Raw genomic sequence first — 23,640 nt, 5'->3', positions numbered from 1 at the left:
GCGTCATCAATCTTGGGTTAATGCGTGCAATAGCGAAAGGATGGCAAAAGGGGAAGGCTTTGCGCTCAAATCCACAAGGCATTCGATCCGCCGGGACCGTGAACCAGGCCACAGACGGCCAGTGGGTTGTTCAGCTACACTTGTAGCGTGCAGTCACGAGATGGCGCGACCCGATAAGATGCGGCTTCACTGCTCGTTTCGTGATCTGTCGTCAGACGGTTTCGGGAATTTTGCAATGCGTTTGAGCTTTCGTAATATATTCAGACAAATGGTGGCTGTAACGATGAGGTCACGCATGCCGCACGCCTTAGTCATGATGATGCCCAAATGCCCGCTTAGGCTTGCAGCTATGCTTCAACGTCTCACGGTTTCGTTGGATCTCTTGTCCGGCATGCGGATGATACCCATCCTTGAGTATACCTCGCCTCTACCGGCGCGCGGGCAAGTGATGGGTCGGCAGTCGAACGGAGGCGGGATATGGGCGCATGGGCCTCAGCTGCCGATGCACCGTGAAGGCCAGGGCGGCGCAATGCTGAGACGCGCGCGCACCCTCGAAGAGTACAGGAGTGGCTGAGATATGATTCTGTCACGGATAAGCAGAAAGGTACTTGGATGGCTCGGGCGGCCCTTACGCTCTGAGCATTCCGCCGAAGCGCTGCACCGTGAGCCGATCAGCCATGTTGTCATTCTGGACGGAACCATGTCGACGCTGGAGCCTGGCTTCGAAACCCATGCCGGGCAGACGTTTCGCCTGTGTCAGGAAATGGGGCCTCAGGTTTCTGTGTTTTATGAGGCCGGCGTCCAGTGGGAAAGCTGGAAGTCCTCGCTGGATGTGATGATGGGGCGGGGCATCAATCGGCAGATCCGTCGGGCCTATGGCTATCTCGCTTCGCGCTACAAACCCGGAGACCGGATTTATTTCATTGGGTATTCGCGGGGGGCCTACGGTGTTCGCAGCCTTGCGGGTGTGATCGACATGATCGGGTTGTTGAAGGCGGAACACGCGACCGAGCGGAACATCAAACAGGCATACCGCCACTATGAATGTAACCCGAGCGGCACAGCTGCCCGCGATTTCCGCCGCAAATTTTGCCATGAGGATGTGGCAATTGAGATGGTCGGGGTGTGGGACACGGTCAAAGCGCTGGGTCTGCGCCTGCCGCTGCTTTGGCGTTGGGCCGAGGAAAAGCACGCGTTCCACAATCATCAACTGGGCCGGGCGATCCGCCACGGATATCACGCGATGGCCCTGAACGAGACCCGCGAGGTCTATGAGCCTGTCTTGTGGAAATGCACGCCCGAGTTCAAAGGCCATGTCGAACAGGTTTGGTTTCGGGGCACCCATGGCGATGTGGGTGGTCAGTTGAACGGCTATGAAGAAGCACGCGCCCTCAGCAACATCTCTCTCATCTGGATGCTGGACAAGGCCGAGCGGCATGGGCTGCCGCTGCCGGAGGGATGGCGCGCGCGTTTTCCGACCAATGCTCAGGGGGCTTCGGTTGGGACGTGGCGCGGGTGGGGCAAGATTTTTCTTCTGCGCAAAAGACGGATAGTGGGCGAGGACCAATCCGAACACTTGCACGCCTCGGTCGCGCCCGAAGATGTGCCTGGGTGGCAACCTGAACCAGACCTACCATCCCATCCGGCGCAGTAAAATGCCGATCATGTGCCCGCGGCTCCAAGATCACCGCCACCTCAATGTCAGGTTCGAGCCCAATGCAGCAACCGAAATTTAATGAAAGCCCTACCCTAAATCCGCCGATTTCTTGAAGCCTTGCCAGACGCATTCAAAATCTGCAATCTTATTATGAGTCGGCTTCAAACTATTGAAAATTCCCGGTGGTCCTAATCGGAGGCAATTGCAATGGCTTTTTCCGCCCAAAACAGAAACTGTATTTTGGCGTTAATATCTTCGTTTTTTTTGGCCTCGGCGAATACTTTAGGCGCGCAAAGTAATGATCCAACCGAGTGGTCTAGGACGGAACCGTTTCCTAACCAAACTGTTTATTATCCAGGAACCGAGGCTCTGGGTCCTGACGAAATGCGAGTTGTCGCCTGTGGCACCGGTATGCCTCAGCCGCGTCTGAAACAAGCTGCGGCATGTTTCTTAGTTGAATTGGGAAATGGCGAAAAGTTTATCTTCGATATGGGAGAGGGATCCTATGAAAGGATCATGGCGCTTGGGATTCCACTGGATCAGCTGGATAAAGTCTTCTTGGGTCACCTGCACCTAGATCATGCTGGCGATTTTCCAGCCTTTTACTTCACCGGTCCCGTAAACAACCGTCTAACGCCTGTTCGCCTTTGGGGGCCCGAAGGCATCAAGCCTGAGTGGGGAACAAAGTCTTGGGCAGATCACATGAAGAAAATGTGGGCATGGGAAGAAGCGACTCGTGGGGCGGCGGTCGACCCCAGAGGGCTGCAACTTGAGGTTAACGAATTCGATTGGAAAATCGTAAATAACGTCATTTTTGACGAAAACGGCGTTCAGGTCAGAACCCTGCCAGCCATACATGGTGAACAATCAGTTAGTTTTCTACTTGAATGGAACGGTCTGAAGTTTGCTTTTTCATCCGACACGCTACCTACGCGATGGTGGAGAGAGCATGCGGTAGGTGCGGACCTTGCAATTCATGAATGCTTTACCCCTCCAGATTTCATGATCGAGAAATATGGTTTTGCCCCTTCCGAAGCAATTTTTGTTGGTTCTCAAGGGCACACTTCCGCGCAAGCATTCGGCAAGATTATGTCCGAAACGGAACCAAGATTGGCGGTTTGCTACCACTTCCAAAATGATCATGACATTGCGCTGGCCGTCTATTCAGCAATCCGAGAAACATATGATGGGCCATTGGACTTGGCGGCTGATTTCATGACCTGGAATGTAACCAAAGATAGTATTCGTACTCGTCAAGGAGTGCCCAATGAAGAGTCTTTCCCGGCACCAGTACAAATGCCCAAGCAACCGCCTGACTCAGCTGCAGAGTTCCCGTTCTCCGAATTTGATCTCGAGAGCATGGATATCGGAGCAGCTGAAGCTACAAACGAAATGATCAGGGCATTCAACGAACGCACAGGAAATGACGAAGTCGGAGCTTATACAAGCATTCCCTTCCAAGAGTGAATAAGGCGTCGGAGCACCCCAAAGAATTGGAAGTTCTGAGGTCGGCTTTGTCCGCACATCCGACGCCCCAATCTAAAACACCTTTGCAGAAAGTTGCGAGGGTGTTTTTGAAAGCGCCTGATACGCATAGGGTTGTTTTGACTTCGCAACACTTCCGAAACGAGGCTCGGAGAAACTCCGCACCCTTTCCACATCCTAGAATAGAATTATGGTTCTGGCGTTCCAAATCACCGACGGCGGTCGCGGCGCGAGCTCATGGGTTGGAAGGCCACGCCGACATGCGCCTCGCAGTAGGGCTTGCCCGCTTCAACCGGCAGGCCGCAGAACCAGAAATCCTCGGTCGCGGGGTCGCCGACGGGCCATTTGCAGGTCTTTTCGGTCAGCTCCATCAGCGTCAGCTTTTTGGCTTTCTTCTCAACCTCGTTGACCTTGGCCAACGCCTCGGGGCTGATCTCATTCGCCGAAGGTTGCGGCGGCAGAGGTTGACCCGCCGGGATAATCTGACGACGGGCGGGAACCGCGGGCTTCGTCTCCGCTGCCGGGGCAGGGGCCGGACGCGCGGGTTCGGTCTTGGGGGCGGGCTTTGGTTTCGCCTCGGCCTTGGGCGCGGGTGCCGGTTTTTCTTTTGGCTCAGCCTTGGCGGGCGTTGCTCCGGTAGCGCGGTTGGACAGGCCCAGACGGTGGACCTTGCCGATTACCGCGTTGCGGGTCACGCCGCCCAGTTCCTTGGCGATCTGGCTGGCCGACTGGCCCTCGCCCCACATTTTCTTCAGCAGTTCTACGCGCTCGTCAGTCCAGGACATCGGTTGCCTTTCAAAAGCGGAAAGCGGCCCCGGATTCGGGCCGCCTTGGGAATTCGTCTCAGCGCCCTATTCTAATCACTGCGGGCCGAGTTACAAGCGGTCTTCGAATCAGTTAAGAGGCTCTCATGCAGAATCTTGTGGATCAGGACGCGCGCCGGTTTGGCGCGGTCAATTGGATGGGCCTCTACACGCTGGCCAAACGCGAAACCCTGCGCTTTATGGCGGTGTGGACCCAGACCCTGCTGGCCCCGCTGGTGACGGCTGGATTGTTCCTGTTGATCTTCACCATTGCCATCGGTCCAAGCCGGCCTGACGTTATGGGTGTGCCGTTTCTGATCTTTCTGGCGCCCGGTATCATGATGATGACGGTGATCCAGAATGCTTTCGCCAATACCTCGTCCTCGATGGTGATCTCGAAAGTTCAGGGGAACATCGTGGATACCCTTATGCCGCCGCTGTCCCCGCTAGAGATCCTGCTTGGCTATTTGGCAGGCGGCATTGCGCGCGGCGTTCTGATCGCTTGTGTCGTGGCCCTCGCGTTTCTGGTGTTTCTATCGATTGCGCCGCAGAACCTGTTCATCACCCTGATATTCGTCATCTTGGGCGGTGCTTTCATGGGCGCCTTGGGCCTATTCGCCGGTATTTTTGCCAATAAATTCGACCAGATGGCCGCGATCACCAACTTCATCGTCACGCCTTTGGCCTTCCTGTCGGGGACCTTTTACTCGGTCGAGGCGCTGCCGCCGGTGCTGAACAAGCTCAGCCACTTGAACCCGGTTTTCTATCTGATCGATGGTCTGCGCTATGGGATGATCGGAGTGTCCGACAGCTCACCTTGGCTTGGGATGGCAGTGTGCACCGGGGCGACGCTGTTCGTTGGTGCCGTGACCTGGCAGATGTTGCGCACAGGCTACCGGCTCAAGGCCTGACGGTGAATGGTTTCGCGCCAGACCAGAATCAACGCGCCTGTCAGAATGATGGATGAGCCGATGATGCTGATCCGATCCGGGATCACGTTAAAGATCACAAAGTCGTAGAACGCCGCGAAGATCAATGTGGCATAGCTGATGGGCGCAACGAACGAGGCATCGGCGCGGGCCATTCCGTTGACGAAACAGGCCTGCGCGCAGGCCATCAACCCCCCGATTCCGGCCAAAGCTGCCCATTGTGCAGGGGTCGGCGCCTGCCATACTGCAATCACCGCGACCGAGGCGATGGATAGACCCAATCCGTTGTTCACCAACAGAATCTGGATCGGCATCTCGCGGCCTGAGAGTTTTTTGATGAAAATCAGCTCCATCCCGATCACCGCGGCCGCCGTCAGGGCCAATAGGGCGGCTGGTTGGAAACTGGCAGGCGTCGGGCGCAAGAGAATCAGTGCCCCGGTCAAAGCCACCGCTGCGGCCAGCCAACGCCAAGGGCCGACACCTTCTTTTAGCAGCGGGATGGCCAGAACCATCGCAAAAACCGGGTTCAGGAAGGAAATCGCCGTGGCGTCCGCGATCGGGATATAGGCGACGGATGCAAACATCAGCGTGATCCCCAGCCATCCGAAACTGGTGCGGCCGATATGCAGCCCCCAATGAGGGCGCCTCAGCGCCGGGCGCAGAACAGCTGTGGCGGTCACGATCACCACAAAAGCAAACAGAAACCGCCCGTGGCTGATCTGCATCGGATGCAACGCAGGGCCAAGCGTGTCTGTTCCCAACGCTTTGGCCAGCAATGTTGTCCCTGCCAGCAGGGCGCTGGCGGCAAAGATCAACAGGGCCGCAAGGGGCGGATTCTGAGGTGTAGGCGTCATGGCCAAGCGGTGCGCCACAGGAGTTGAAATAGCAAGCGTGAAATGGCGGCTTCTCATCTCATTATGAAAATTCGGGGCTTTCCAATTATTGGTCTTCCCAGACAGATCGAACCTCGCTATACGAGCCGCCATGATCAAAACCGTACATATCCTGCGCCTCCGACGCCGACGCCTGACCGCGTAACCGGCCCGTTTGATCTATTTGCGCTGTCCAAATCCGCGCATTCTCCACCAAATCAGTTGACGACCATGGCCCCGGTGTATCACTCACAGGGCTTAAGCTATCTTAAAAGGATGATCCGATGATCCCGTCCGTTCTGCCGACCTATAACCGTGCGCCCCTGACTTTCGTGAAGGGCGAAGGCGCCTGGCTGACCGAGGCGGATGGCCGACGTTTTCTGGACCTCGGGGCGGGCATCGCGGTGAACGCGCTGGGCCACGCGCATCCGGCGCTTGTGAACGCGCTGACCGAGCAGGCACACGCGCTGTGGCATGTCTCGAACTTGTATAACATCCCGCAACAGCAGGCGCTGGCCGACAAGCTGGTTGAACATACCTTTGCCGATACGGTGTTCTTTACCAACTCGGGCACCGAGTCCTGCGAACTGGCCGTGAAAATGGCCCGCAAGTATTTCTATGACAAAGGCCAGCCCGAGAAGGTCGAGATAATCACCTTCGATGGCTCCTTCCACGGCCGCTCCTCGGCTGGTATCGCTGCCGCCGGGTCGGAGAAGATGACCAAAGGCTTCGGCCCCTTGCTGCCCGGCTTCGTGCATCTCACGTTCGGAGATCTCGATGGCGTCACAAACGCGATTTCCGAAAAAACAGCGGCAATCATGATCGAGCCGGTGCAAGGCGAGGGCGGCATTCGCCCCGTTCCCGACGCCGAACTCAAGGCCTTGCGTCAGATATGCGACGAACACGGCCTGTTGTTGATCCTTGACGAGGTCCAGTGTGGCGTGGGCCGCACTGGTAAGCTGTTCGCCCATGAATGGGCGGGTATCACGCCGGATATCATGATGGTCGCCAAAGGCATCGGCGGAGGCTTCCCTCTGGGCGCGGTGCTGGCCACGGAAGAGGCCGCTAGCGGCATGACCGCAGGCACCCATGGTTCGACCTACGGAGGGAACCCGCTCGGCTGCGCCGTTGGCTGCGTCGTGATCGACCAGGTCGCCACGCCTGCCTTCCTCGAAGGTGTCAACCGCAAGGCAGGCCTGTTGCGCCAAAAACTCGAAGGCTTGGTGGCCGACCACCCTGAGGTTTTCGAAGAGGTGCGCGGCACCGGCCTGATGCTGGGCCTGAAGTGCAAAGCGACAAATATCGACGTCGTCAACGCGGGCTATGACAACGAGGTCATCACGGTTCCCGCCGCCGACAACGTCATTCGCCTGCTGCCGCCACTGACCCTGACCGAAGACGATATCGCCCAGGCGATGATCCGCCTCGATAAGGCCGCAACGCAAATCGAAGCCAATTTGGCCACCGCCTGATCCTTCTTCTGTTCACAAATACCTCGGGGGCACCGCCCCCGACCGTTGATAGCCAAGAGCAAAACGATATGAACCATTTCCTTGATATCCACAAAACCGGCGCAGCAGACCTGCGCAACATGATTGATCAAGCGGGCGCGATGAAACAGGCCCGCCTTGGACGGCCAAAAGCCGCGCTGGATGATGAACAGCCGCTCAAAGACCATATGGTTGCGCTGATCTTCGAAAAACCCTCGACCCGGACGCGCGTGTCCTTTGATGTCGGTGTACGTCAAATGGGCGGTCAGACGATGGTTCTGTCTGGCAAGGACATGCAACTTGGCCATGGCGAAACCATCGCCGACACGGCCCGTGTCCTGTCACGCTATGTGGACATGATCATGATCCGCACCTTTGACGAGACCGTCTTGACCGAGATGGCCGAATACTCGGACGTGCCCGTGATCAACGGCCTGACCGACCGCACCCATCCCTGTCAGATCATGGCCGATATCCTAACCTACGAAGAACACCGCGGCCCGATTGCGGGTAAAAAGGTGGTCTGGACCGGCGACGGCAACAATGTATGCGCCTCGTTCCTACACGCGGCTGGGCAGTTTGGTTTTGACCTGACCTTCACCGGCCCGGCACAGTTCGACCCCGAGGAAGAATTCATGGGTTTTGCCCGTCAGAAGGGCTCGCAAATCGTCGTTGAACGTGATCCCTACAAGGCCGTTGAGGGCGCGGATTTAGTGGTTGCCGACACCTGGGTTTCGATGCATGACAGCCAATCCGCGAAAGAGCGTCGCCACAACATGCTGCGCCCCTATCAGGTCAATACCGAGCTGATGTCCCATGCCAAGCCGGATGCACTGTTCATGCACTGCCTGCCCGCCCACCGCGAGGAAGAAGCGACCTCCGAGGTGATGGACGGCCCGAACTCGGTCATCTTTGATGAGGCCGAGAACCGCCTTCATGCCCAGAAAGCAGTGATGCGGTGGTGTCTGGGCGTTTAAGTCCGTCTCCTAACGTCCCAAACGCGCAGTTTGGCGAGCGCCTGCCCGCTCGCCAATAGCACCAACACGCACAGGGCTGTCTTGGTCATGATCTCCATCGTGCCTTCGATCAGCATGGCATGCACAACGCTTCCGACGATCGTCACGGAAGCCAGGGTCGTATGCGTTAGCCGCCAGACGCGAAACCGCAAGGCCAAGCGCTGTCGGTAGATACCCAGAAACGCCGTGGAAAAAGCGGCCCACATCGCGATCACTCCCCACGCGGAAAACGGGGTCGCTGAGACGAAGAGCAACGCATCCACCACATCCGGAGGGCTGGTGATCCAGAGACCGCCAACATGGATCACAATGGCCATGACCAACGCAATCCCGACCCATCTATGCGCGCGACGGCTGGTCATTGGGGCAAGTCCCGGCAAGTTTCTGGCCGCCAAAAAAGGTTGCAGCAATAGCAACCCAAGGCTCAGAACCCCGGCAAACCCTGCTAGGATGTAGATAGGGTCACGCCAAGCGAGATAAGGGCTGGTTGCAGCCGCAATCAACGGAACGAGCAACACGGCTCCAATCCCCAGCCAAATCAGAGCGCTTCGGATCACGTGGCTCAGGCAGGTTGCAGTACGAAATGTGCGGCCAGCGTTTTGTCTTTCGCGCTGGACATCACGGGCCGCAGGAACACCGTCTGAAACTCACCGCTGTCATAGGCCAGATGCCCATGCGGTTGCCCGAAGGCAGGCACGATCTGCGGCATCTCCAGCCGAAACTCGCCATTGGCGTCGGTCAAGGTCGCTCCGTGACTGTGAGGATCGCGCTCGTGCCCTTCGGTCGTGTGCGCCCAGATCTGGATGCGTTGACCAGGCAGGGGCGCTCCGTCTCCGGCGCGTCGCACGGTGCCTGTCATCCAGAACCCTCCGCCACCGATCCTGTCGACGATCGGCGCGCCGGGGCGATAGTTGTTGGACCCACCGCGCATCGAAGGGGTCGCAGCGAGCCCGCTGGCATGCGCTCCCCCGGATAAACCCGTCGCGAGGGTGCCAATGCCGGCAACTAGAAGAGACCGGCGGGTTATCTGAAGGCGCGTCATGGAAACTCTCCTGTCATGTGGCCCACATTCTAGCCCGACCTGACTGGCCGGGTTCGCCTATCCCAAAATATAGCACGCTTGATTGGAAAACCGAGCGCGCGCCGTCCAAGCGTGGACGATTTAATGTTCACGGCTATGTGAGGGTGCATGGCCCACCGAGCTTCAACGAACCAGACGCCGCACCAAGTATGTGCATGGTTGCGCGATACATGTCGTGAACTCTGCGCTACAGTGCATTCAGGAACGTTAGAAAGTTAGCCCGTCCGACCAAAGGAGATCAGGCATGAGCTGGAACCCGACTCACACCCCCGACTGCGTCACGGAAAACCCGGCGCTTGAGACGTTGATCATCCCGCGTGCCCGCGATCTGGGCGGGTTCGAAGTGCGCCGGGCGCTGCCATCGGTCGAACGCCAACTGGTCGGGCCGTTCATCTTCTTCGATCAGATGGGTCCAGCCGAGTTCATCACCGAAGGCGGTATTGATGTTCGCCCGCATCCTCATATCGGGCTGGGGACGGTGACCTATCTGTATCAGGGCGAGTTCGAACATCGGGACAGTCTGGGCACCCACCAAATGATCTACCCCGGTGAGGTCAACTGGATGGTCGCCGGTCGCGGCGTGACCCACTCTGAACGCACAAGTGCTGAGACGCGCGCCCGCGAAAACAAGCTATTCGGGATCCAGACCTGGATCGCCTTGCCTGAAGCGCATGAGGATATGGCACCGGATTTTGAGCATCACAAACAAGGCGCGCTGCCCCATATTCAGGACAAAGGCGTCAGCGCCCGCCTGATCCTCGGCTCGGCCTATGGTGAGACAAGCCCGGTTACCATGCTGTCCGAGACTTTCTATCTGGATGTCGAACTGGATCCTGGGGCGTCATTCCCGCTGCCAGACGATCACGAGGATCGGGGTGTCTATGTGACCGAAGGCTCAGTCGAGATCGCGGGCGATAAATTCGAGGCCGGTCGCATGATGGTTTTCCGTCCGGGCGACAAGCTCTCGGTCACGGCCGGGCCGATGGGCGCGCGGCTAATGTTGCTCGGCGGCGCGACCCTCAACGAAGAGCGCTATATTTGGTGGAATTTCGTATCCTCGTCGAAGGAAAAGATCGAGCACGCGACGCGTGAATGGAAAAACGCCGACTGGGCGAACGGAGCCTTCCACTTGCCCCCCGGCGATGATCAGGAGTTCATTCCAATCTCGCCAGAACTGGAACGCACTAAACCCAGACTGGCCCGCTGAACGCCACGTTACCTCGCGCCGGGCTTGCCCCGACACGCTAACCCGGTGATCCTTCCCGCAATGGAGGGATCACCATGAAGATCGTCATTGCAGGTGCGGGTAGTATCGGCTGCTATTGCGGCGCGCTGTTGGCTGATGCTGGGCATATGGTTACTCTGCTGGGCCGCGCCCGCGTCTTGGACCCGATCCGAGAGCAGGGGCTGACGGTCACCGATTTCTCGGGTCTCACTCTTACGATTCCGGACACATCTCTGACGCTCAGCACAGATCCCAGCTGTTTGGCCGAAGCCGATCTGATCGTCGTCACAGTGAAATCAGGCGCAACCGAAGACATAGCGGCACTGATCGCTGCGCACGCTTCGCAGTCGACTCCGGTCCTTTCGTGGCAAAACGGGATGGAGAATGCGCGAACCCTGCGCGCCGCATTGCCCAACCACGATGTCCGCGCAGGGATGGTCCCCTTTAACGTAGTTCCAACCCGCCCAGCCGCCTATCACCGCGCCACATCCGGGGATATCGTCATACAAGCGGGCCCGGGGTCCTTGGCTGAACATCTGACCAGCACCCGACTTCCAATCGCCGAAAGCGGCGAGATAGAGGCCGTTCAGTGGGGCAAGCTCGTCATCAACCTCAACAACGCGCTGAATGCGCTATCTGGCCTTACGCTGGTCGAACAACTGACGGACCACAATTGGCGTCGCCTGATGGCCGATCAGATGGCCGAAGCGCTTGCGGTTCTGAAAGCCGCCGGTCACCCGGTCGCCTCGACCACACCGCTACCCGCGTGGATGACGCCGCATATCCTGCGCCTGCCGACACCTCTGTTCAAGCGCATCGCCTCTAAAATGCTAACCATCGACCCCAGCGCGCGAACCTCGATGGCTTATGACCTGAGCGCCGGCCGCTCTACGGAAATCGACAGCCTGCAAGGCGAAATCATCCGCCTAGGCGAGTCCCTAAACAGACCAACCCCGATAAACAGCCGGGTTGCCGAATTGATCCGCGCAACCCCAACAGAACCCATGCGGCCTGCCCAGATCAGACCCTGATCCGCTCTTCATCTGGCTAAAAATATCCCGGAGCGCGAGGCAGAGCCTCGCAAGTCCCCAGCTTATCCAAATGCAGTCAGCATCCAGAAAATCACAGCTGACAACACAGCCGCTGCCGGAACGGTCACCACCCAAGCGGCCACGATCGTCATGAAATGCGACCGGCGAACCAGCTTGCGCCGCTGATGCTCTTCCCGCGCCAGGCGCTGCTCGGGCGGGCGTTGGCGATTGGAATGTGCCCAGCGTCGGTCGGAATGCCATTCGCGGTAGAAACCCACGCCAAAAACGGCGCCCACTGTGATGTGCGTCGAGCTGACTGGCAGCCCCAACCAACTGGCCAGGATCACGGTGATGGCGGCAGACAGCGCGACGCAAAAGGCGCGCATCGGGTTCAACTTGGTGATCTGACTGCCCACCATTCTGATCAGTTTCGGCCCGAAAAGGAACAGACCGAAAGAAATCCCAAAGGCTCCGATCACCATGACCCATGTGGGAATGGTGACTTTGGCGGCGAAATCTCCGAACTCGGCTGCGTGCACGATAGCGGCGAGCGGTCCGACCGCATTCGCCACATCATTGGCCCCATGCGCAAAGCTGAGGAAGGTCGCAGAGATCACCAGAGGCAGCCCGAACAGGGTTTTCAGCGACCGCGTGCGGTTCTCCAGCCCTTGCGCGCGGCGACGCACCCAAGGCACCGTCACGGCCCATGCCAGCAGACCGGCGGCCAAACCGATTAGAACAGCTGTGTTCAGATCAATTGCAACGATTTTCTTCAGTCCCTTCACCGCCAGATAGGTAGCGAACGCACCGGCCATCAGCCCCACGAGGATGGGCACCCAGCGCTGCGCGGCTGCAATCTTGTCGTCCTGATACTGGATTTTGGCCTTGATCAGCGCCAGAAACACAGCTGCAATCACGCCGCCCAGAACCGGAGAGATCACCCAGCTGGCCGCGATGGCCCCCATGGTGCCCCAGCTGACCGCGCTCAGCCCTGCCGCAGCGACGCCAGCACCCATGACTCCGCCTACGACGGAATGGGTGGTCGAAACAGGCGCGCCCAGCCAGGTCGCAAGATTGACCCACATGGCCGAGGAGATCAGTGCCGCCATCATCGCCCAGATGAACACATTGCTGTTCTGGACCGAGGCCGGATCAATGATCCCCTTGGAGATGGTTGAGACCACATCCCCGCCCGCCAGCAACGCGCCTGCGCTTTCGGCAATGGCCGCGATGGCAATCGCGCCGCCCATGGTCAGGGCATTTGCACCCACAGCCGGGCCCATGTTGTTGGCCACGTCATTGGCGCCGATATTGATTGCCATATAGGCCCCGAACGCCGCCGCTGCGACGACGATCACGCCACCATCCGCCTGCCCAAACAGAACCGCCGCCGTCAACCCGGCCAATGCCATGAAGGCCAGAGCGATGCCCGGCGCCAGCAAGGGGCGGGCGACATGCGCATTTGCTGTCTCGACCCGCGAGATGCGATGCAGGTCGCTATCCAGCGCTTTCCAGCGCGGTTTGGAGTTCGTGTTCGACATGGGTGTGATAAGGTCCAAAAAGATTGACGCCGGTCCCTACAGGTTTCACGACCTGAGGGCAACCATGACGCCACTTGACCTTTAAAGATGCCTTAGCAGGGCCTTGAGTTCAGGCTCATCCACACGTTCAGCGGCAATCTTCGGCGTCACCCAGCTCCGCTCCCGCTGATCTGCTTCGGGGAAGTCATCCAGCAGTTTCGTCACGCGCAGATGGTAGACGCTGGTCAAAACCGCCTCGACCGAGCCGTCTTTGAGGACCTTGTCATAGGTGAAATGACCCACCGGCTCTCTTTTGGCTTTGGCCTCACGCACGCCGGCCTCTTCCCAAGCCTCTTGCAGGGCAGTCCCGGCGCCGTCCAGTCCGTCGATCGGCCAGCCCTTGGGAATGATCCAGCGCCCGGTGTCGCGGCTGGTCACCAGTAGAACCTCGTGGCCTGATTTGGTCTGACGCGTACAGAGGGCGGCCACCTGCACGCGCTTAGGTCGCTGTATCATAGGTCGTCCGACCTCATCCCAGATTCTCTGCAACTGCGCTTTCATTCTTCTGCCGCTCGGAAAACATTTTACCTCAATGCATGTTCAGATAGTCGTCGGAATAGATGAATGCAACGTAACCCCGGAAAAACGGCTTTTCTTGGGGGTTTGGCGGCAATTTTGTCGCAATTTGGAGGTAATTCGGCAAAATCCGGCGCTTGGTGATGCCTCAGTCGGGCCTTCGTTTGGCCCGCAACGTCGGATCGGCCTGAGTTGGGTCCTCGGGCCAGGGGTGTTTGGGGTATTGCGCGCGCATGTCCTTGCGCACATCCGCGTAAGAGCCAGCCCAGAACCCCGGCAGGTCGCGGGTGATCTGGATCGGGCGTTGTGCGGGAGACAGTAGGGTGATCTTCAGCGGTGTGCCTCCGACCACCGGATGGCGCGTGACACCGAACAGTTCTTGCAGACGCACCGAGATTTCGGGCGCATCGCCGCCGTAGTCGATGGGAACCTTGCGGCCCAGTGGGGTGACGAAGGATCCCGGCGCGCGGCGGTCCAGCTCTTGCGTCTGCGTCCAGTCCAGACGGGCCCGCAGCGCGGGCAGCAGGTCAAAGCGCTTCCAGTTCTCTGCGCTACGCACGCCCGATAGCATGGGCAGCAGCCAATCTTCCACCGTGTCGATCAGCCCTTGGTCCGAGAAGTCGGGCAGGTCGACCCCATCGGCACGCGCCAGTTCGACCCGCGCGGCCAGCCGGGCGGCTGCGCCCTCCAACCGCAGCCCCAGATCGCGAACCCCGTCCAACATGGCACGGGCTATCGCGTCCTCGGGGACGTCTTTCCAGATACGGTCCTCTAACGTGATTGCGCCGAGGCATTCTTGCCGCCGTGCAATGACCCGTCGGTCGCGTTTTGACCAGACGCAGCTGGTCTCCCATCCGATCCGATCTGCAAACAGGGCGCGAATTTCACTTTCGCTGATTTGTACAGCCATGCGCGCTTTCGCCTCGCGCGGGTTGCCGTCGGTATCTATGGTCACCAAATAGGGCGCGCCTGCCAGCGTATCGCCGCTGTCCAGCACAACGCCCTTGCCACCGGACAGCACATAGCGCGGTGCATCGCCCTTGCGCCTTTGACCAATGCGGTCTGGATAGGCCAGCGCGGCCATTGACGCAGGGCTTAGGTCTTCAGCCTCAGATCCGGCCTTCACCCGCAACCGTTTGGCCTCGGCCTTCACCCGGTCCAACACTCCCATATTGACCTGCCAGACCCGGTTGCGCTGAAACGCACGGGCGTCGCGCAGAGCTTCAAGCCGCAAGGACAGGTCAACCGGAGCGCCCTTCAGCGGATCACGTTCCGCCATCAGTGCGGCCAGAGGGGCTGCCTGCGCCCCCGCCGTAACCAGCATATGACCCAAGCGGGGATGCAAGGGCAGGGCAGCCAATGCACGCCCATGATCCGTGATCCGCCCCTTGCCATCCAAAGCGCCCAGTAAGGTCAGCAGCGCCTGCGCCTCAGCCAGAGCGCTCTCGGGCGGAGCTGTCAGAAATGCCAGATCACCGGCTTCGGCCCCCCAGAGTGCCAGTTCCAGCGCAAGCCCGGTCAGGTCGGCGGCCTCGATCTCGGCAGGCGGGTAGGCGGCCAATGCCCCCTCTTCGCCTTTCGACCATAGCCGATAGCATAGCCCGTCTGAAACCCGGCCCGCCCGGCCTGCGCGCTGGGTTGCTTCGGCGCGCGTGACTCGTTCCGTCACCAGCCGCGACATGCCCGAGCCGGGATCGAACCGCGCCCGCCGTGCCTGTCCCATATCAACTACGACGCGTATATCGGGGATCGTCAGCGAGGTTTCGGCAATTGAGGTTGCCAGAACCACCTTCCGTCCATTCTCAACCGGCGCAATCGCCGCGCGCTGGGCGGCAAAGGGCATAGCCCCAAAGAGAGGGCGCACAACGCAATCCTGTGGCAGTCGCCCGGACAGTGCGCTTTCTGCGCGGCGGATCTCACCCTCGCCCGGGAGGAACACGAGGATACCGCCACCGATGGCCTGGCTTTCCCGCTCAGCTTTAACGACCAGATCAATCAGCGCATCCAGCCGCCGGGCCTGCGCCCCCAGTGGTTTTTCCAACCATCGCGTTTCAACCGGATAGTTGCGACCTTCCGAGGTCACCAGCGGGGCCTCCATCAACCTCCCCACGGGGTCTGCATCCAGCGTCGCCGACATGGCCAATAGGATCAGGTCATCGCGCAGGGCTCCGGTTACCTCAAGACACAGGGCCAGCCCCAGATCGGCGTTCAGAGAGCGTTCGTGGAACTCATCGAAAATCACCGCGCCGATGCCGGGCAAGTCGGGCTCAGATTGCAACATGCGGGTCAGGATGCCTTCGGTGACCACCTCGATCCGGGTGGATTTCGACACTTTCGCATCGCCCCGGACTCGGTATCCGACCGTTTGCCCCGCGCGTTCGCCTAGCGTTTCGGCCATCCGCTCGGCCGCGGCGCGGGCGGCCAACCGCCGGGGTTCGAGCATCACGATCCGACCGGCGCACAATCCGGCCTCTAGCATCGCCAGAGGCACCCGAGTCGTCTTGCCCGCCCCCGGCGGGGCCTGTAGCACGGCACGGCCATGGGCTCTCAGGGTCTCCAGGAGTTCCGGAAGGGCGTCATCTATCGGCAAACGGCTCATGCGGCCTTATCGCCAAAGCGAGACCCGACGTCCAGAAGCAGCGCAGTTAATCCCGCAGGGCCTCTGGACAAACCACGCGTCGCACATTCATCTAGGGCGGATTCTAAAGGGACCGGACGGATGGACATAGCTGACTTGGGCGACAGGATATTGCAAGGCGAGCGTCGGGCCTTGGCGCGTGCAATCACCTTGGTCGAAAGCCAGCGGGAAGATCACCGGGCGCAAGCGACCGAGTTGCTGTCCCATCTGGCGCAGTCCGGGCGGCAATCCCTGCGGATCGGCCTGTCGGGTACGCCGGGTGTCGGCAAGTCCACCTTCATTGAAAGCTTTGGTATGATGCTGATCGGGCAGGGGCTGCGCGTTGCAGTTCTTGCCGTCGACCCCAGTTCGGCTCGTTCGGGCGGCTCCATTCTGGGCGACAAAACCCGGATGGAGCGTTTGAGCCGCGAGAAAAACGCCTTTATCCGGCCATCGCCCAGTCAGAGCCACCTCGGCGGCGTCGCCCGCCGAACCCGCGAGGCCATCGCCCTGTGCGAGGCAGCCGGCTACGATGTCGTTTTGATCGAAACCGTGGGGGTCGGCCAGTCCGAAACCGTGGTTTCGGAGCTGTCGGACCTGTTCCTGCTGCTGCTGGCCCCGGCAGGTGGGGATGAGTTGCAAGGCGTGAAGCGCGGTATCATGGAGATGGCCGACATCATCCTGATCAACAAGGCCGACGGAGACCTGAAAGCGACCGCAACCCGCACTTGCGCCGACTACGCCGGAGCCCTGCGCCTGTTGCGCAAGCGGCCTCAGGACCCCGAAGGTTTCCCGAAGGCCATGCCGGTGTCAGCGGTTGAGGAACATGGGCTGGACAAGGCATGGGCGGAAATTCAGAGTCTGACCGATTGGCGGCGCGAGGCGGGTCATTGGCAATCCAATCGCGCCGCACAAGCCCGCTATTGGTTCGATCAAGAGGTGCGGCATTCGCTGCTTGCACGCCTCGAAACGGCCCAGGCCAAGGCCCAGATGGCGCAGCTTGATGCAGAAGTATCCCAAGGTCGCCTCAGCCCTGCTGCAGCCGCCGAGAAAATGCTGGCGAGTCTGGTCTAAAGGTGCTTTCACCTTTTCCAAAATACGCGCGCCGCAGGTGCGGCCCGGCAGGCCGTTCCGCAGTAAACGGTTTTGGAAAAGAATCCGTCCGCCGTGTCTTGACCCTTCCAGCGATTCCCACTACACGCATCCAACCAGTTTTCGGGCGCGACTTCGGGTTGTGCCCCTTGTGATTTGGCCGCAGGCGTTTTGCCGGGCCTCCAGAAACAAAGGAAGAAACCATGTCGCGCCGTTGCGAACTGACCGGAAAAGGCCCGATGACTGGCAACAATGTCAGCCACGCCAAAAACAGAACTCGTCGTCGTTTTCTGCCGAACCTGAACGACGTTACCCTGCAGTCCGAGACCCTGGGTCGCGGCGTCAAGCTGCGCATCTCGGCAGCTGCCCTGCGCTCGGTCGACCACCGTGGTGGTCTGGACGCGTTCCTGGCGAAAGCCAAGGACGAAGAGCTGTCGGCAAACGCTCTGAAAGTGAAAAAGGAAATCGCTAAGGCCCAAGCCGCGGCCTAAGTCCTTACACTTAACAGAATTCCAAAGCCTCGAACCTAGCCGGTTCGGGGCTTTTTCATTTGGAAACGATTGGCAACGGTTGTGCTCGTCCGGGAAACAAAATCCTCTTGAGTGATCTTGTTCACAGACAAAGCCGCCCTATTTTTGCCATTATTGGTTTATCAACAACGAGTGTTGTACAATGTCATTTAAGAGTTTTTATTTCTTTCTTTTGCTGAGTAAGCTGGCAAGTAAGACAATTTCCGCATGTTCCCGGATGCAGCGCCGGGTGAACCGGTCTCATACCAGCCTCACAAAGGGAACCGTAAAGCGTCGCGGCCTGGAATACTGAAGCGATTTCGGACGCGACGGTTTGGCGCTTGAAGCCCGCTAGCTCAGCAGCCTATATCGAGGCCGAATGAAACGTTTCGTGCCTCGAATCCTGCCTGTTGTGATGTGCCTGTTGGTTGTTCTGACAGGGCAGGGATTGGCCGTTTCGCGGGGGGTTGACCGCGCCGTAGGCCAGATGGTGCTGTGTACGGGCACAGGACCCGTTGTCGTCTATATGGATGAGGACGGGCAGCCGACAGCGCCTCCGCACTATTGTCCTGACTATGCTTTAGCTCTGCTGGGGGCGGTTCATCTGCATCCTCCGGTCGTACCTGATGCGCCGCTGTTGGGTGGTGTTCATCCGCTCAGCCGCGATGAGAATCTGATCGCGCTGCCTTTGCCGCGGAAACCGGCGCGGGCCCCTCCGGTGAAGGTCTGATTCCCTTTCGATACAAATCAGACCAAAAGAAATAGGAGAGGCGCGATGTCCCTCAAATCCACTCTGTTCGCAACACTGACCGGTTGCATTTTGGCCGTTCCAGCCCTCGCCGCCGATATCATCGTTGTAGACGACGCATATGCGAGGTCGTCTGGTAAAGCTGCCAAGGCGGGTGCGGCCTTTATGGTGATACAGAACACCAGTGATACCGATGATCGCCTGATCCGTGCGACTTCGGACGTATCGGCCCGAGTAGAACTGCACACCCATATGATTGACGATGCAGGCGTGGCCAAGATGGTGCATGTCGAGGAAGGCTTTGTGATTCCAGCGGGTGAGAGCTTTGCGCTCAAGCGCGGGGGTGCCCATGTGATGTTCATGGGTCTGAAGGACCCGTTTGTACAAGGCGAGATGCTGCCGGTTACGCTGGTTTTTGAAAATGCAGGTGAGGTCGTGGTCGAGATTCCGGTTGATCTGGAGCGCCAGGACAAGCATGGCCATGATAACCACGGGTCGCATTCGAACTAGGTGAACGCCTGTCTTCGGGCCGCGCTGCGGCCGTCATCCATGCGTAAGGCCGGGCACGTAGCCCGGCCTTTTTGCGTCCCTAGGTTGATGTTGGCGTTCTAACGATTGATGGTTTTCATGCCGACCCTGTCACTGGCGCTGTGCAGGCGGGTAGCGAGCCAGAACATCACGGCTGCAATCGCAAGGGCTGAAAAGGCTATGGCCCATCCCAGTGCGATCAATGCAACCGCTGGCCATATCATCAGGACCAGGCCGATGATCAAAGCTGCGATCCCCGATCCACGCATCGAGCCGCGTTGAGGGTCGCGTTCATTCATTTGTTGTGAAGCGGCCAGTGAGCCGATGCCGATGATCAATGCCCAGGCACCCAGCAAGAAGAAGGCCAGCTTGACGGTGCCTTCCGGCCAAATAAGCAGGACCAGGCCAATCAGAACAGCGCCAATGGCCGCCCCGCCCAACAGCCCGCGACGACCAACCCCCAATAGAGTCAACCCGCCGTCGATGATCAACAGTGCCCCAACCAGTCGTAGCAACAACGCGATGCTGCCCGAGGGCCAGAACAGAGCGGCGATACCAACCGCACCCGCCAGCACCCCACGTATCAGGAACGTCCACCACAGGCTTGAGAGTTGCGCGCTCAGCCTGTCTCGCTCGGTCATGCTGCCATCGTCCAGAATCTCGCCGGTTTGTGGGTTTTGGTCGGTCATTTTACGGCCTCTTGAATAAACCTTGTGGAAATAGTGCGGGATAGTCCCGCTATGTCGTTCGCACTAGGGTTGCATCTGTATTAAGCGATCAACCCATTTTGGCACAGTTTCGGACGCTTTGCCCAGAAGATGGTCGTCGAAGCCTCCGCCTGTCGGCTCCAGATTGATCTCAATCGTTCGCGCCCCAACTGCTCCAGCTTCGTGCACAAAAGCTGCCGCCGGATAGACTTGGCCTGATGTGCCGATCGCAGCGAAGATCGTGGCGGAGGCGAGGTGACCGAAAATCTCCTCCATATGATAGGGCATTTCGCCAAACCAGACCACGTCAGGGCGTGCGGTGGGGGCGTTGCAGGCCGGACAGGGTTCTCCCACTTCCATCTCAGGCGGTGCTGTCCAGCGGTGGCCACAGGATGCGCAGAGTGCACCGGATAGTTTCCCGTGCATGTGGATCACATCCTGCGCGCCGCCGGCCTCGTGCAGCCCGTCTACATTCTGCGTGACGATCACAACGTCCCCCGGAAAGTCCCGTTGCAGCTTGGCCAGCGCCTTATGCGCCGCGTTGGGTTCCACCTTGGCGGCCTGCACGCGGCGGGCGTTGTAGAACCCCTGAACCAAGGCGGGGTCGCGGGCGAAACCTTCGGGCGTTGCCACATCCTCGATCCGGTGTTGCGCCCATAGGCCGCCCTCATCGCGAAAGGTGCTGAGGCCGCTTTCGGCGGAAATCCCGGCCCCGGTCAGAATGACGATCTTTTCCATATGCCCCTCACGCGCTACAGATTGGCCCATGACACATCGTATCCTCTTTGTTTGCCTGGGCAATATCTGTCGGTCTCCTGCGGCCGAGGGTGCCTTTCGCGCTCGTGCGCCCCATCACGCAACCGACAGCGCCGGGACGGCAGGCTGGCATATCGGCAAGCCGCCTTATGGCCCGATGCAATCCGCGGCAAAAGCGCGGGATATCAAGCTGGACGATCTGCGGGCCCGGCAATTCGTGGTTGAGGATTTCGAGCGGTTCGACCTGATTGTTGGAATGGACGCCGAGAACATCGCGAATATTGAGGCCCTGCGCCCGGTCGGCAATCAGACCCAAGTGCGTCTATTGACTGATTTTGCGCCTCATGCCGGCGCGGATCACGTACCTGACCCGTACTACACGCGGGATTTCGACGGCGCGCTGGATCTGATCGAAACCGCAGTTGAAGGGCTTGCCACGCATCTTGAGGGCTAGCTGTCCATCACCTTCAATTGCCCGCTGAGCCAGGGCAGCTTGGCAATGGCTGGATCGATCATCTGGCTTTGCATCAGCCGTCGCATCATGCCCGAAACCTCTTGCGGAACCTGATCGGACCAGTCGGTGCGGGTGAACAGCGATATCGTGCGCGAAAACGCGCCAAGCGGGCAGGGATGGGCCTGCAGGTCCTCGTGGAACCGGGCCGCGCGCATATATCCCAGCGGTGTAGTGATCGCCCAGCCCAAGCCCCGCGCCACCATCGCCATCAGGGCCAGGTGTGAGCCGATCTCGAACCGCTCTTCGAACTCTATCTGTTGTCGGGCGATATGGGCCTCGATCTGTCGGCTGATCAGCTGCTCGCGCGCATATCGCAGGAAAGGCAGTTTCTCGATGGCCTCGGTTCCATTGCTGACGCTGCTCGGCGCGACCAGAATGAAGGGGTCCTGCACCAGAGGGTACTCTACGACCCCCTCCAAAACCTCGCCGCTATGGGCTGAGACGGCCATATGCAGGCGCTGTGCTTCAAGCTCGGAAAACAGATCAAGGCTGGGCAGGGTGATCAGCTTGAATTTCGAGCGCGTCAGGCTGTCTGCCAGGAGTGTCGCAAGCCGCGGTGTCAGGTCATTGTCGAAATCGTCAATTAACCCGATCGAGAGCGTCGTGAGGTGCCCAAGATCCATCACGGTCAGCTCGCTCTGGGCCATCTGCAGCTCGGACAGAACCGCCTGCGCGCGGGTGAGAAAGCTGCGCCCAGCCTGCGTCAACCGCATCGGCCTGCGCCCGTGGTCCACCAGATCGGTGCCGATGGCCTTTTCCAGATTGCGCAATTGCTGAGAAACCGAGGGCTGGCTGAGCCCCGTGATCTCGGCCGCCTGCGCCACCGATCCTGTCCGGGCCAGCGCCTCAAACACCTCAAGGCCCCGCAGGGTCAGCCCTTTCATCACCATAAGATACACCTTTCGCTGCGCCTTTTCTGGGGCGCAGCGGGCATCAGGTCAAGGTTTCAGAAAGGCTTAGCTGCAGATCGCTTGCGCCATTTGGCCAAAGTTCTGATACCGATCCCACAGTGCGTCATCGCGTGCTGTCTGAGACATCTTCAATTGCTGCGCCTGATGGGGGTCGGTGAACCATTTCGAGACGGTCTTCTGATCACTGCGCGTCAACGCCTGATCCGCCACGCGCTGGATACAAGAACACCGCGCCCGCGTCGCAGCCTGACGATCCGACGCCAAACACGCCCGTTTGATCTGCGATGCGTCCGCAACCGGAGCCACTGTCGTCAGCGACGCCGCACAAAATGCGATTAGGAGGAACTGTTTCATGCTCATGCCTCGTTTTTGCCTGCTTGGAGGGATCTTGCGCCCCTCTCAATCTGCGCTGAAGTATGAATCAAACGGGGCTTGGGATCAATACGTAGGACTTCACAAAGCAAGACCGTGGCTTCACGACGTGTTAGCGGCATCCGCGCGATCTGCATCGGCCCGGCTGATAGTGGGGTGATATTCTGGAAAAAAAATGCGTCTGGCTCTGCTTCCCGAGGCGCTTTCGCAACAAACATGCTTTCCGACTCAATCCCGTTGGCTTTTAGGATGCTATGCCGATCAAGTAAGATGTGATGATAGCAAACGGCGCGTGCATCGGAGAAGCGGGCAAGGCCAACATCAACAAGGCTGATTGCAGGAACAAACACGTCCGGCGCCCCAAACATAAGCTCGGCCGCAGGATGCGTGATCAGCAGGCGATGTTGCTGTGAAACGCTTATTGCCATTGGATTTTGCAATGGGCCGGGGGGGATTTCGACAGCTCTAAAACTCCCGCTTGCGATCACATCTTGCGATCCGACCAAGGTGATCGGCAGGTACCCGTCGTCTTTTGTCCAGACCAAGTCGCCCACCTGAAGCTTCTCAATCGGGATATCACCCTCTGGGGTCTTTATGAGTGTTCCGCGGCAATAGCAGATGGGGCTCACATATTCTGAGGAATCAAAGCTCGGACCCTCTTGCGTGCTGACGACGGTCAGTGGGATACCTGACGGAGGAAACTCGCCCGGGCCGCCGATAAATGCTATCCCTTCAACTGTACCAAAGGCGGGGGAGGAGTTATTCACATTGAAGGCAACAGCCTGGTAGGTATTGGTTCCATCCGTCAGGGTAATGCCATATTCGGCCTCAACCCGCGTACCACTGGAAAACAGGGTTCCATCAATTGTTTGGTCACCATCCAGGCGCTGATTGCCATCATTGTCTGCAAAGCTCGTATCTGAGCCTGCGTCCGTGATGAAGACTTCTGTAACAGCTAGAGTGTCGAACGTAATTGTTCCACCAATCAGATGGATGCCTGTGCCCTGGGTGAGGCCGTCCAGCCCTTGCGCGACCGAAACCGTTAACTGGCTTTCGCCCAAAACGAAGATAGAATAGTCGGCCACCTGATAGCTGCTTTCTGGTTCTTTTTCGGATCAGTCGCTCTAAGCATTCTACCCATTGGCTAGAATCCGGTAAATGCCACTGCTCAGAAAGCTGCGAGAATGGCCTTTTTTGCAAC

The 23,640-nt window shown here is 59.2% G+C and carries 25 protein-coding genes; 13 read left to right on the top strand and 12 right to left on the bottom strand.

The window, feature by feature from the left end; genetic code table 11:
* Window positions 1–349 precede the first annotated feature (349 nt).
* From ACR0NO_RS06970 to gntH, 3 genes are all read left to right on the top strand, one after another.
* The gene (locus ACR0NO_RS06970; RefSeq protein ID WP_480723441.1) at window positions 350–574 is read left to right on the top strand and encodes a hypothetical protein; all 225 of its coding nucleotides are present in this window, start codon (window positions 350–352) and stop codon (window positions 572–574) included.
* A gap of 3 nt (window positions 575–577) precedes the next feature.
* Window positions 578–1,654, top strand: coding sequence for a DUF2235 domain-containing protein (locus tag ACR0NO_RS06965; protein ID WP_480723440.1), 1,077 nt, complete (start codon window positions 578–580; stop codon window positions 1,652–1,654).
* A 210-nt stretch (window positions 1,655–1,864) separates the two neighbouring features.
* A complete protein-coding gene (gene gntH / locus ACR0NO_RS06960; RefSeq protein WP_480723439.1) occupies window positions 1,865–3,124 on the top strand; it encodes a guanitoxin biosynthesis MBL fold metallo-hydrolase GntH in 1,260 nt (419 codons plus the stop codon).
* A gap of 227 nt (window positions 3,125–3,351) precedes the next feature.
* Here gntH and ACR0NO_RS06955 read toward each other — a convergent pair whose 3' ends face one another.
* Entirely contained in the window at window positions 3,352–3,927 is a 576-nt protein-coding gene (locus ACR0NO_RS06955; protein ID WP_170719371.1) for a GcrA family cell cycle regulator, read from the bottom strand.
* Between the two features lie 125 nt (window positions 3,928–4,052).
* Here ACR0NO_RS06955 and ACR0NO_RS06950 point away from each other — a divergent pair, with 125 nt between their 5' ends.
* A complete protein-coding gene (locus tag ACR0NO_RS06950; protein WP_480723438.1) occupies window positions 4,053–4,856 on the top strand; it encodes an ABC transporter permease in 804 nt (267 codons plus the stop codon).
* On the opposite strand, the gene ACR0NO_RS06945 is transcribed toward ACR0NO_RS06950, so the two are convergent.
* On the bottom strand, window positions 4,838–5,728 hold the full coding sequence (locus ACR0NO_RS06945; RefSeq protein ID WP_170554598.1) for a DMT family transporter: 891 nt from the start codon (window positions 5,726–5,728) through the stop codon (window positions 4,838–4,840). The two genes, ACR0NO_RS06950 and ACR0NO_RS06945, sit on opposite strands and share 19 nt — an antisense overlap.
* Before the next feature lie 302 nt (window positions 5,729–6,030).
* Between ACR0NO_RS06945 and ACR0NO_RS06940 the strand changes: the two genes are divergently transcribed.
* Together ACR0NO_RS06940 and argF are read left to right on the top strand one after the other, a co-directional pair.
* A complete protein-coding gene (locus ACR0NO_RS06940; protein WP_480723437.1) occupies window positions 6,031–7,218 on the top strand; it encodes an acetylornithine transaminase in 1,188 nt (395 codons plus the stop codon).
* Between the two features lie 68 nt (window positions 7,219–7,286).
* Window positions 7,287–8,213 carry an ornithine carbamoyltransferase gene (argF, locus tag ACR0NO_RS06935; protein WP_170471881.1) on the top strand — a complete coding sequence of 309 codons (927 nt, stop codon included), beginning with the start codon at window positions 7,287–7,289 and terminating at the stop codon, window positions 8,211–8,213.
* On the opposite strand, the gene ACR0NO_RS06930 is transcribed toward argF, so the two are convergent.
* Both ACR0NO_RS06930 and ACR0NO_RS06925 read right to left on the bottom strand, forming a co-directional pair.
* Window positions 8,210–8,770, bottom strand: coding sequence for a ferric reductase-like transmembrane domain-containing protein (locus ACR0NO_RS06930; RefSeq protein WP_480723613.1), 561 nt, complete (start codon window positions 8,768–8,770; stop codon window positions 8,210–8,212). The genes argF and ACR0NO_RS06930 overlap by 4 nt on opposite strands.
* 44 nt (window positions 8,771–8,814) lie before the next feature.
* The gene (locus tag ACR0NO_RS06925) at window positions 8,815–9,294 is read right to left on the bottom strand and encodes a twin-arginine translocation pathway signal (RefSeq protein ID WP_480563627.1); all 480 of its coding nucleotides are present in this window, start codon (window positions 9,292–9,294) and stop codon (window positions 8,815–8,817) included.
* 283 nt (window positions 9,295–9,577) lie between these two features.
* Between ACR0NO_RS06925 and ACR0NO_RS06920 the strand changes: the two genes are divergently transcribed.
* Together ACR0NO_RS06920 and ACR0NO_RS06915 are read left to right on the top strand one after the other, a co-directional pair.
* Window positions 9,578–10,540: a pirin family protein gene (locus ACR0NO_RS06920; protein WP_209254443.1), complete on the top strand. Its 963-nt coding sequence runs from the start codon at window positions 9,578–9,580 to the stop codon at window positions 10,538–10,540.
* 74 nt (window positions 10,541–10,614) lie between these two features.
* Window positions 10,615–11,589 carry a 2-dehydropantoate 2-reductase gene (locus ACR0NO_RS06915; RefSeq protein WP_480723436.1) on the top strand — a complete coding sequence of 325 codons (975 nt, stop codon included), beginning with the start codon at window positions 10,615–10,617 and terminating at the stop codon, window positions 11,587–11,589.
* Window positions 11,590–11,651: 62 nt separating this feature from the next.
* Here ACR0NO_RS06915 and ACR0NO_RS06910 read toward each other — a convergent pair whose 3' ends face one another.
* The 3 genes from ACR0NO_RS06910 to hrpB all read right to left on the bottom strand — a co-directional run bounded on the left by ACR0NO_RS06910 (window position 11,652) and on the right by hrpB (window position 16,284).
* Window positions 11,652–13,130: an inorganic phosphate transporter gene (locus ACR0NO_RS06910; RefSeq protein WP_170554586.1), complete on the bottom strand. Its 1,479-nt coding sequence runs from the start codon at window positions 13,128–13,130 to the stop codon at window positions 11,652–11,654.
* Window positions 13,131–13,211: 81 nt separating this feature from the next.
* Window positions 13,212–13,670, bottom strand: a complete 459-nt coding sequence (locus tag ACR0NO_RS06905) for an NUDIX hydrolase (RefSeq protein WP_480723435.1) — start codon at window positions 13,668–13,670, stop codon at window positions 13,212–13,214.
* A 163-nt stretch (window positions 13,671–13,833) separates the two neighbouring features.
* Window positions 13,834–16,284, bottom strand: a complete 2,451-nt coding sequence (hrpB, locus tag ACR0NO_RS06900; protein ID WP_480723434.1) for an ATP-dependent helicase HrpB — start codon at window positions 16,282–16,284, stop codon at window positions 13,834–13,836.
* A 120-nt stretch (window positions 16,285–16,404) separates the two neighbouring features.
* Between hrpB and meaB the strand changes: the two genes are divergently transcribed.
* From meaB to ACR0NO_RS06880, 4 genes are all read left to right on the top strand, one after another.
* Window positions 16,405–17,376: a methylmalonyl Co-A mutase-associated GTPase MeaB gene (gene meaB, locus ACR0NO_RS06895; RefSeq protein ID WP_480723433.1), complete on the top strand. Its 972-nt coding sequence runs from the start codon at window positions 16,405–16,407 to the stop codon at window positions 17,374–17,376.
* 221 nt (window positions 17,377–17,597) lie between these two features.
* Window positions 17,598–17,885 carry a 50S ribosomal protein L28 gene (gene rpmB / locus ACR0NO_RS06890; protein WP_085794823.1) on the top strand — a complete coding sequence of 96 codons (288 nt, stop codon included), beginning with the start codon at window positions 17,598–17,600 and terminating at the stop codon, window positions 17,883–17,885.
* A gap of 397 nt (window positions 17,886–18,282) precedes the next feature.
* Window positions 18,283–18,633 carry a hypothetical protein gene (locus tag ACR0NO_RS06885; protein ID WP_480723432.1) on the top strand — a complete coding sequence of 117 codons (351 nt, stop codon included), beginning with the start codon at window positions 18,283–18,285 and terminating at the stop codon, window positions 18,631–18,633.
* Between the two features lie 45 nt (window positions 18,634–18,678).
* Complete coding sequence (locus tag ACR0NO_RS06880) at window positions 18,679–19,161, top strand: copper chaperone PCu(A)C (RefSeq protein WP_480723431.1); 483 nt, start codon at window positions 18,679–18,681, stop codon at window positions 19,159–19,161.
* A 98-nt stretch (window positions 19,162–19,259) separates the two neighbouring features.
* On the opposite strand, the gene ACR0NO_RS06875 is transcribed toward ACR0NO_RS06880, so the two are convergent.
* Both ACR0NO_RS06875 and ACR0NO_RS06870 read right to left on the bottom strand, forming a co-directional pair.
* A complete protein-coding gene (locus tag ACR0NO_RS06875) occupies window positions 19,260–19,868 on the bottom strand; it encodes an HdeD family acid-resistance protein (protein ID WP_480723430.1) in 609 nt (202 codons plus the stop codon).
* 63 nt (window positions 19,869–19,931) lie between these two features.
* A complete protein-coding gene (locus ACR0NO_RS06870; RefSeq protein ID WP_480723612.1) occupies window positions 19,932–20,624 on the bottom strand; it encodes an NAD-dependent deacylase in 693 nt (230 codons plus the stop codon).
* 28 nt (window positions 20,625–20,652) lie between these two features.
* Here ACR0NO_RS06870 and ACR0NO_RS06865 point away from each other — a divergent pair, with 28 nt between their 5' ends.
* On the top strand, window positions 20,653–21,096 hold the full coding sequence (locus ACR0NO_RS06865) for a low molecular weight protein-tyrosine-phosphatase (RefSeq protein ID WP_170377955.1): 444 nt from the start codon (window positions 20,653–20,655) through the stop codon (window positions 21,094–21,096).
* On the opposite strand, the gene ACR0NO_RS06860 is transcribed toward ACR0NO_RS06865, so the two are convergent.
* The 3 genes from ACR0NO_RS06860 to ACR0NO_RS06850 all read right to left on the bottom strand — a co-directional run bounded on the left by ACR0NO_RS06860 (window position 21,093) and on the right by ACR0NO_RS06850 (window position 23,524).
* Window positions 21,093–22,046: a LysR family transcriptional regulator gene (locus tag ACR0NO_RS06860; protein WP_170554570.1), complete on the bottom strand. Its 954-nt coding sequence runs from the start codon at window positions 22,044–22,046 to the stop codon at window positions 21,093–21,095. The two genes, ACR0NO_RS06865 and ACR0NO_RS06860, sit on opposite strands and share 4 nt — an antisense overlap.
* A 66-nt stretch (window positions 22,047–22,112) precedes the next feature.
* The gene (locus ACR0NO_RS06855) at window positions 22,113–22,421 is read right to left on the bottom strand and encodes a hypothetical protein (protein WP_170660004.1); all 309 of its coding nucleotides are present in this window, start codon (window positions 22,419–22,421) and stop codon (window positions 22,113–22,115) included.
* A 2-nt stretch (window positions 22,422–22,423) separates the two neighbouring features.
* A complete protein-coding gene (locus ACR0NO_RS06850; RefSeq protein WP_480723429.1) occupies window positions 22,424–23,524 on the bottom strand; it encodes a Hint domain-containing protein in 1,101 nt (366 codons plus the stop codon).
* Window positions 23,525–23,640: the final 116 nt, after the last annotated feature.

This window comes from Ruegeria sp. CL3, assembly GCF_056536505.1.
The sequence above is the reverse complement of the archived record's forward strand: the minus strand, read 5'-3'. Positions and strand labels throughout refer to the sequence as shown.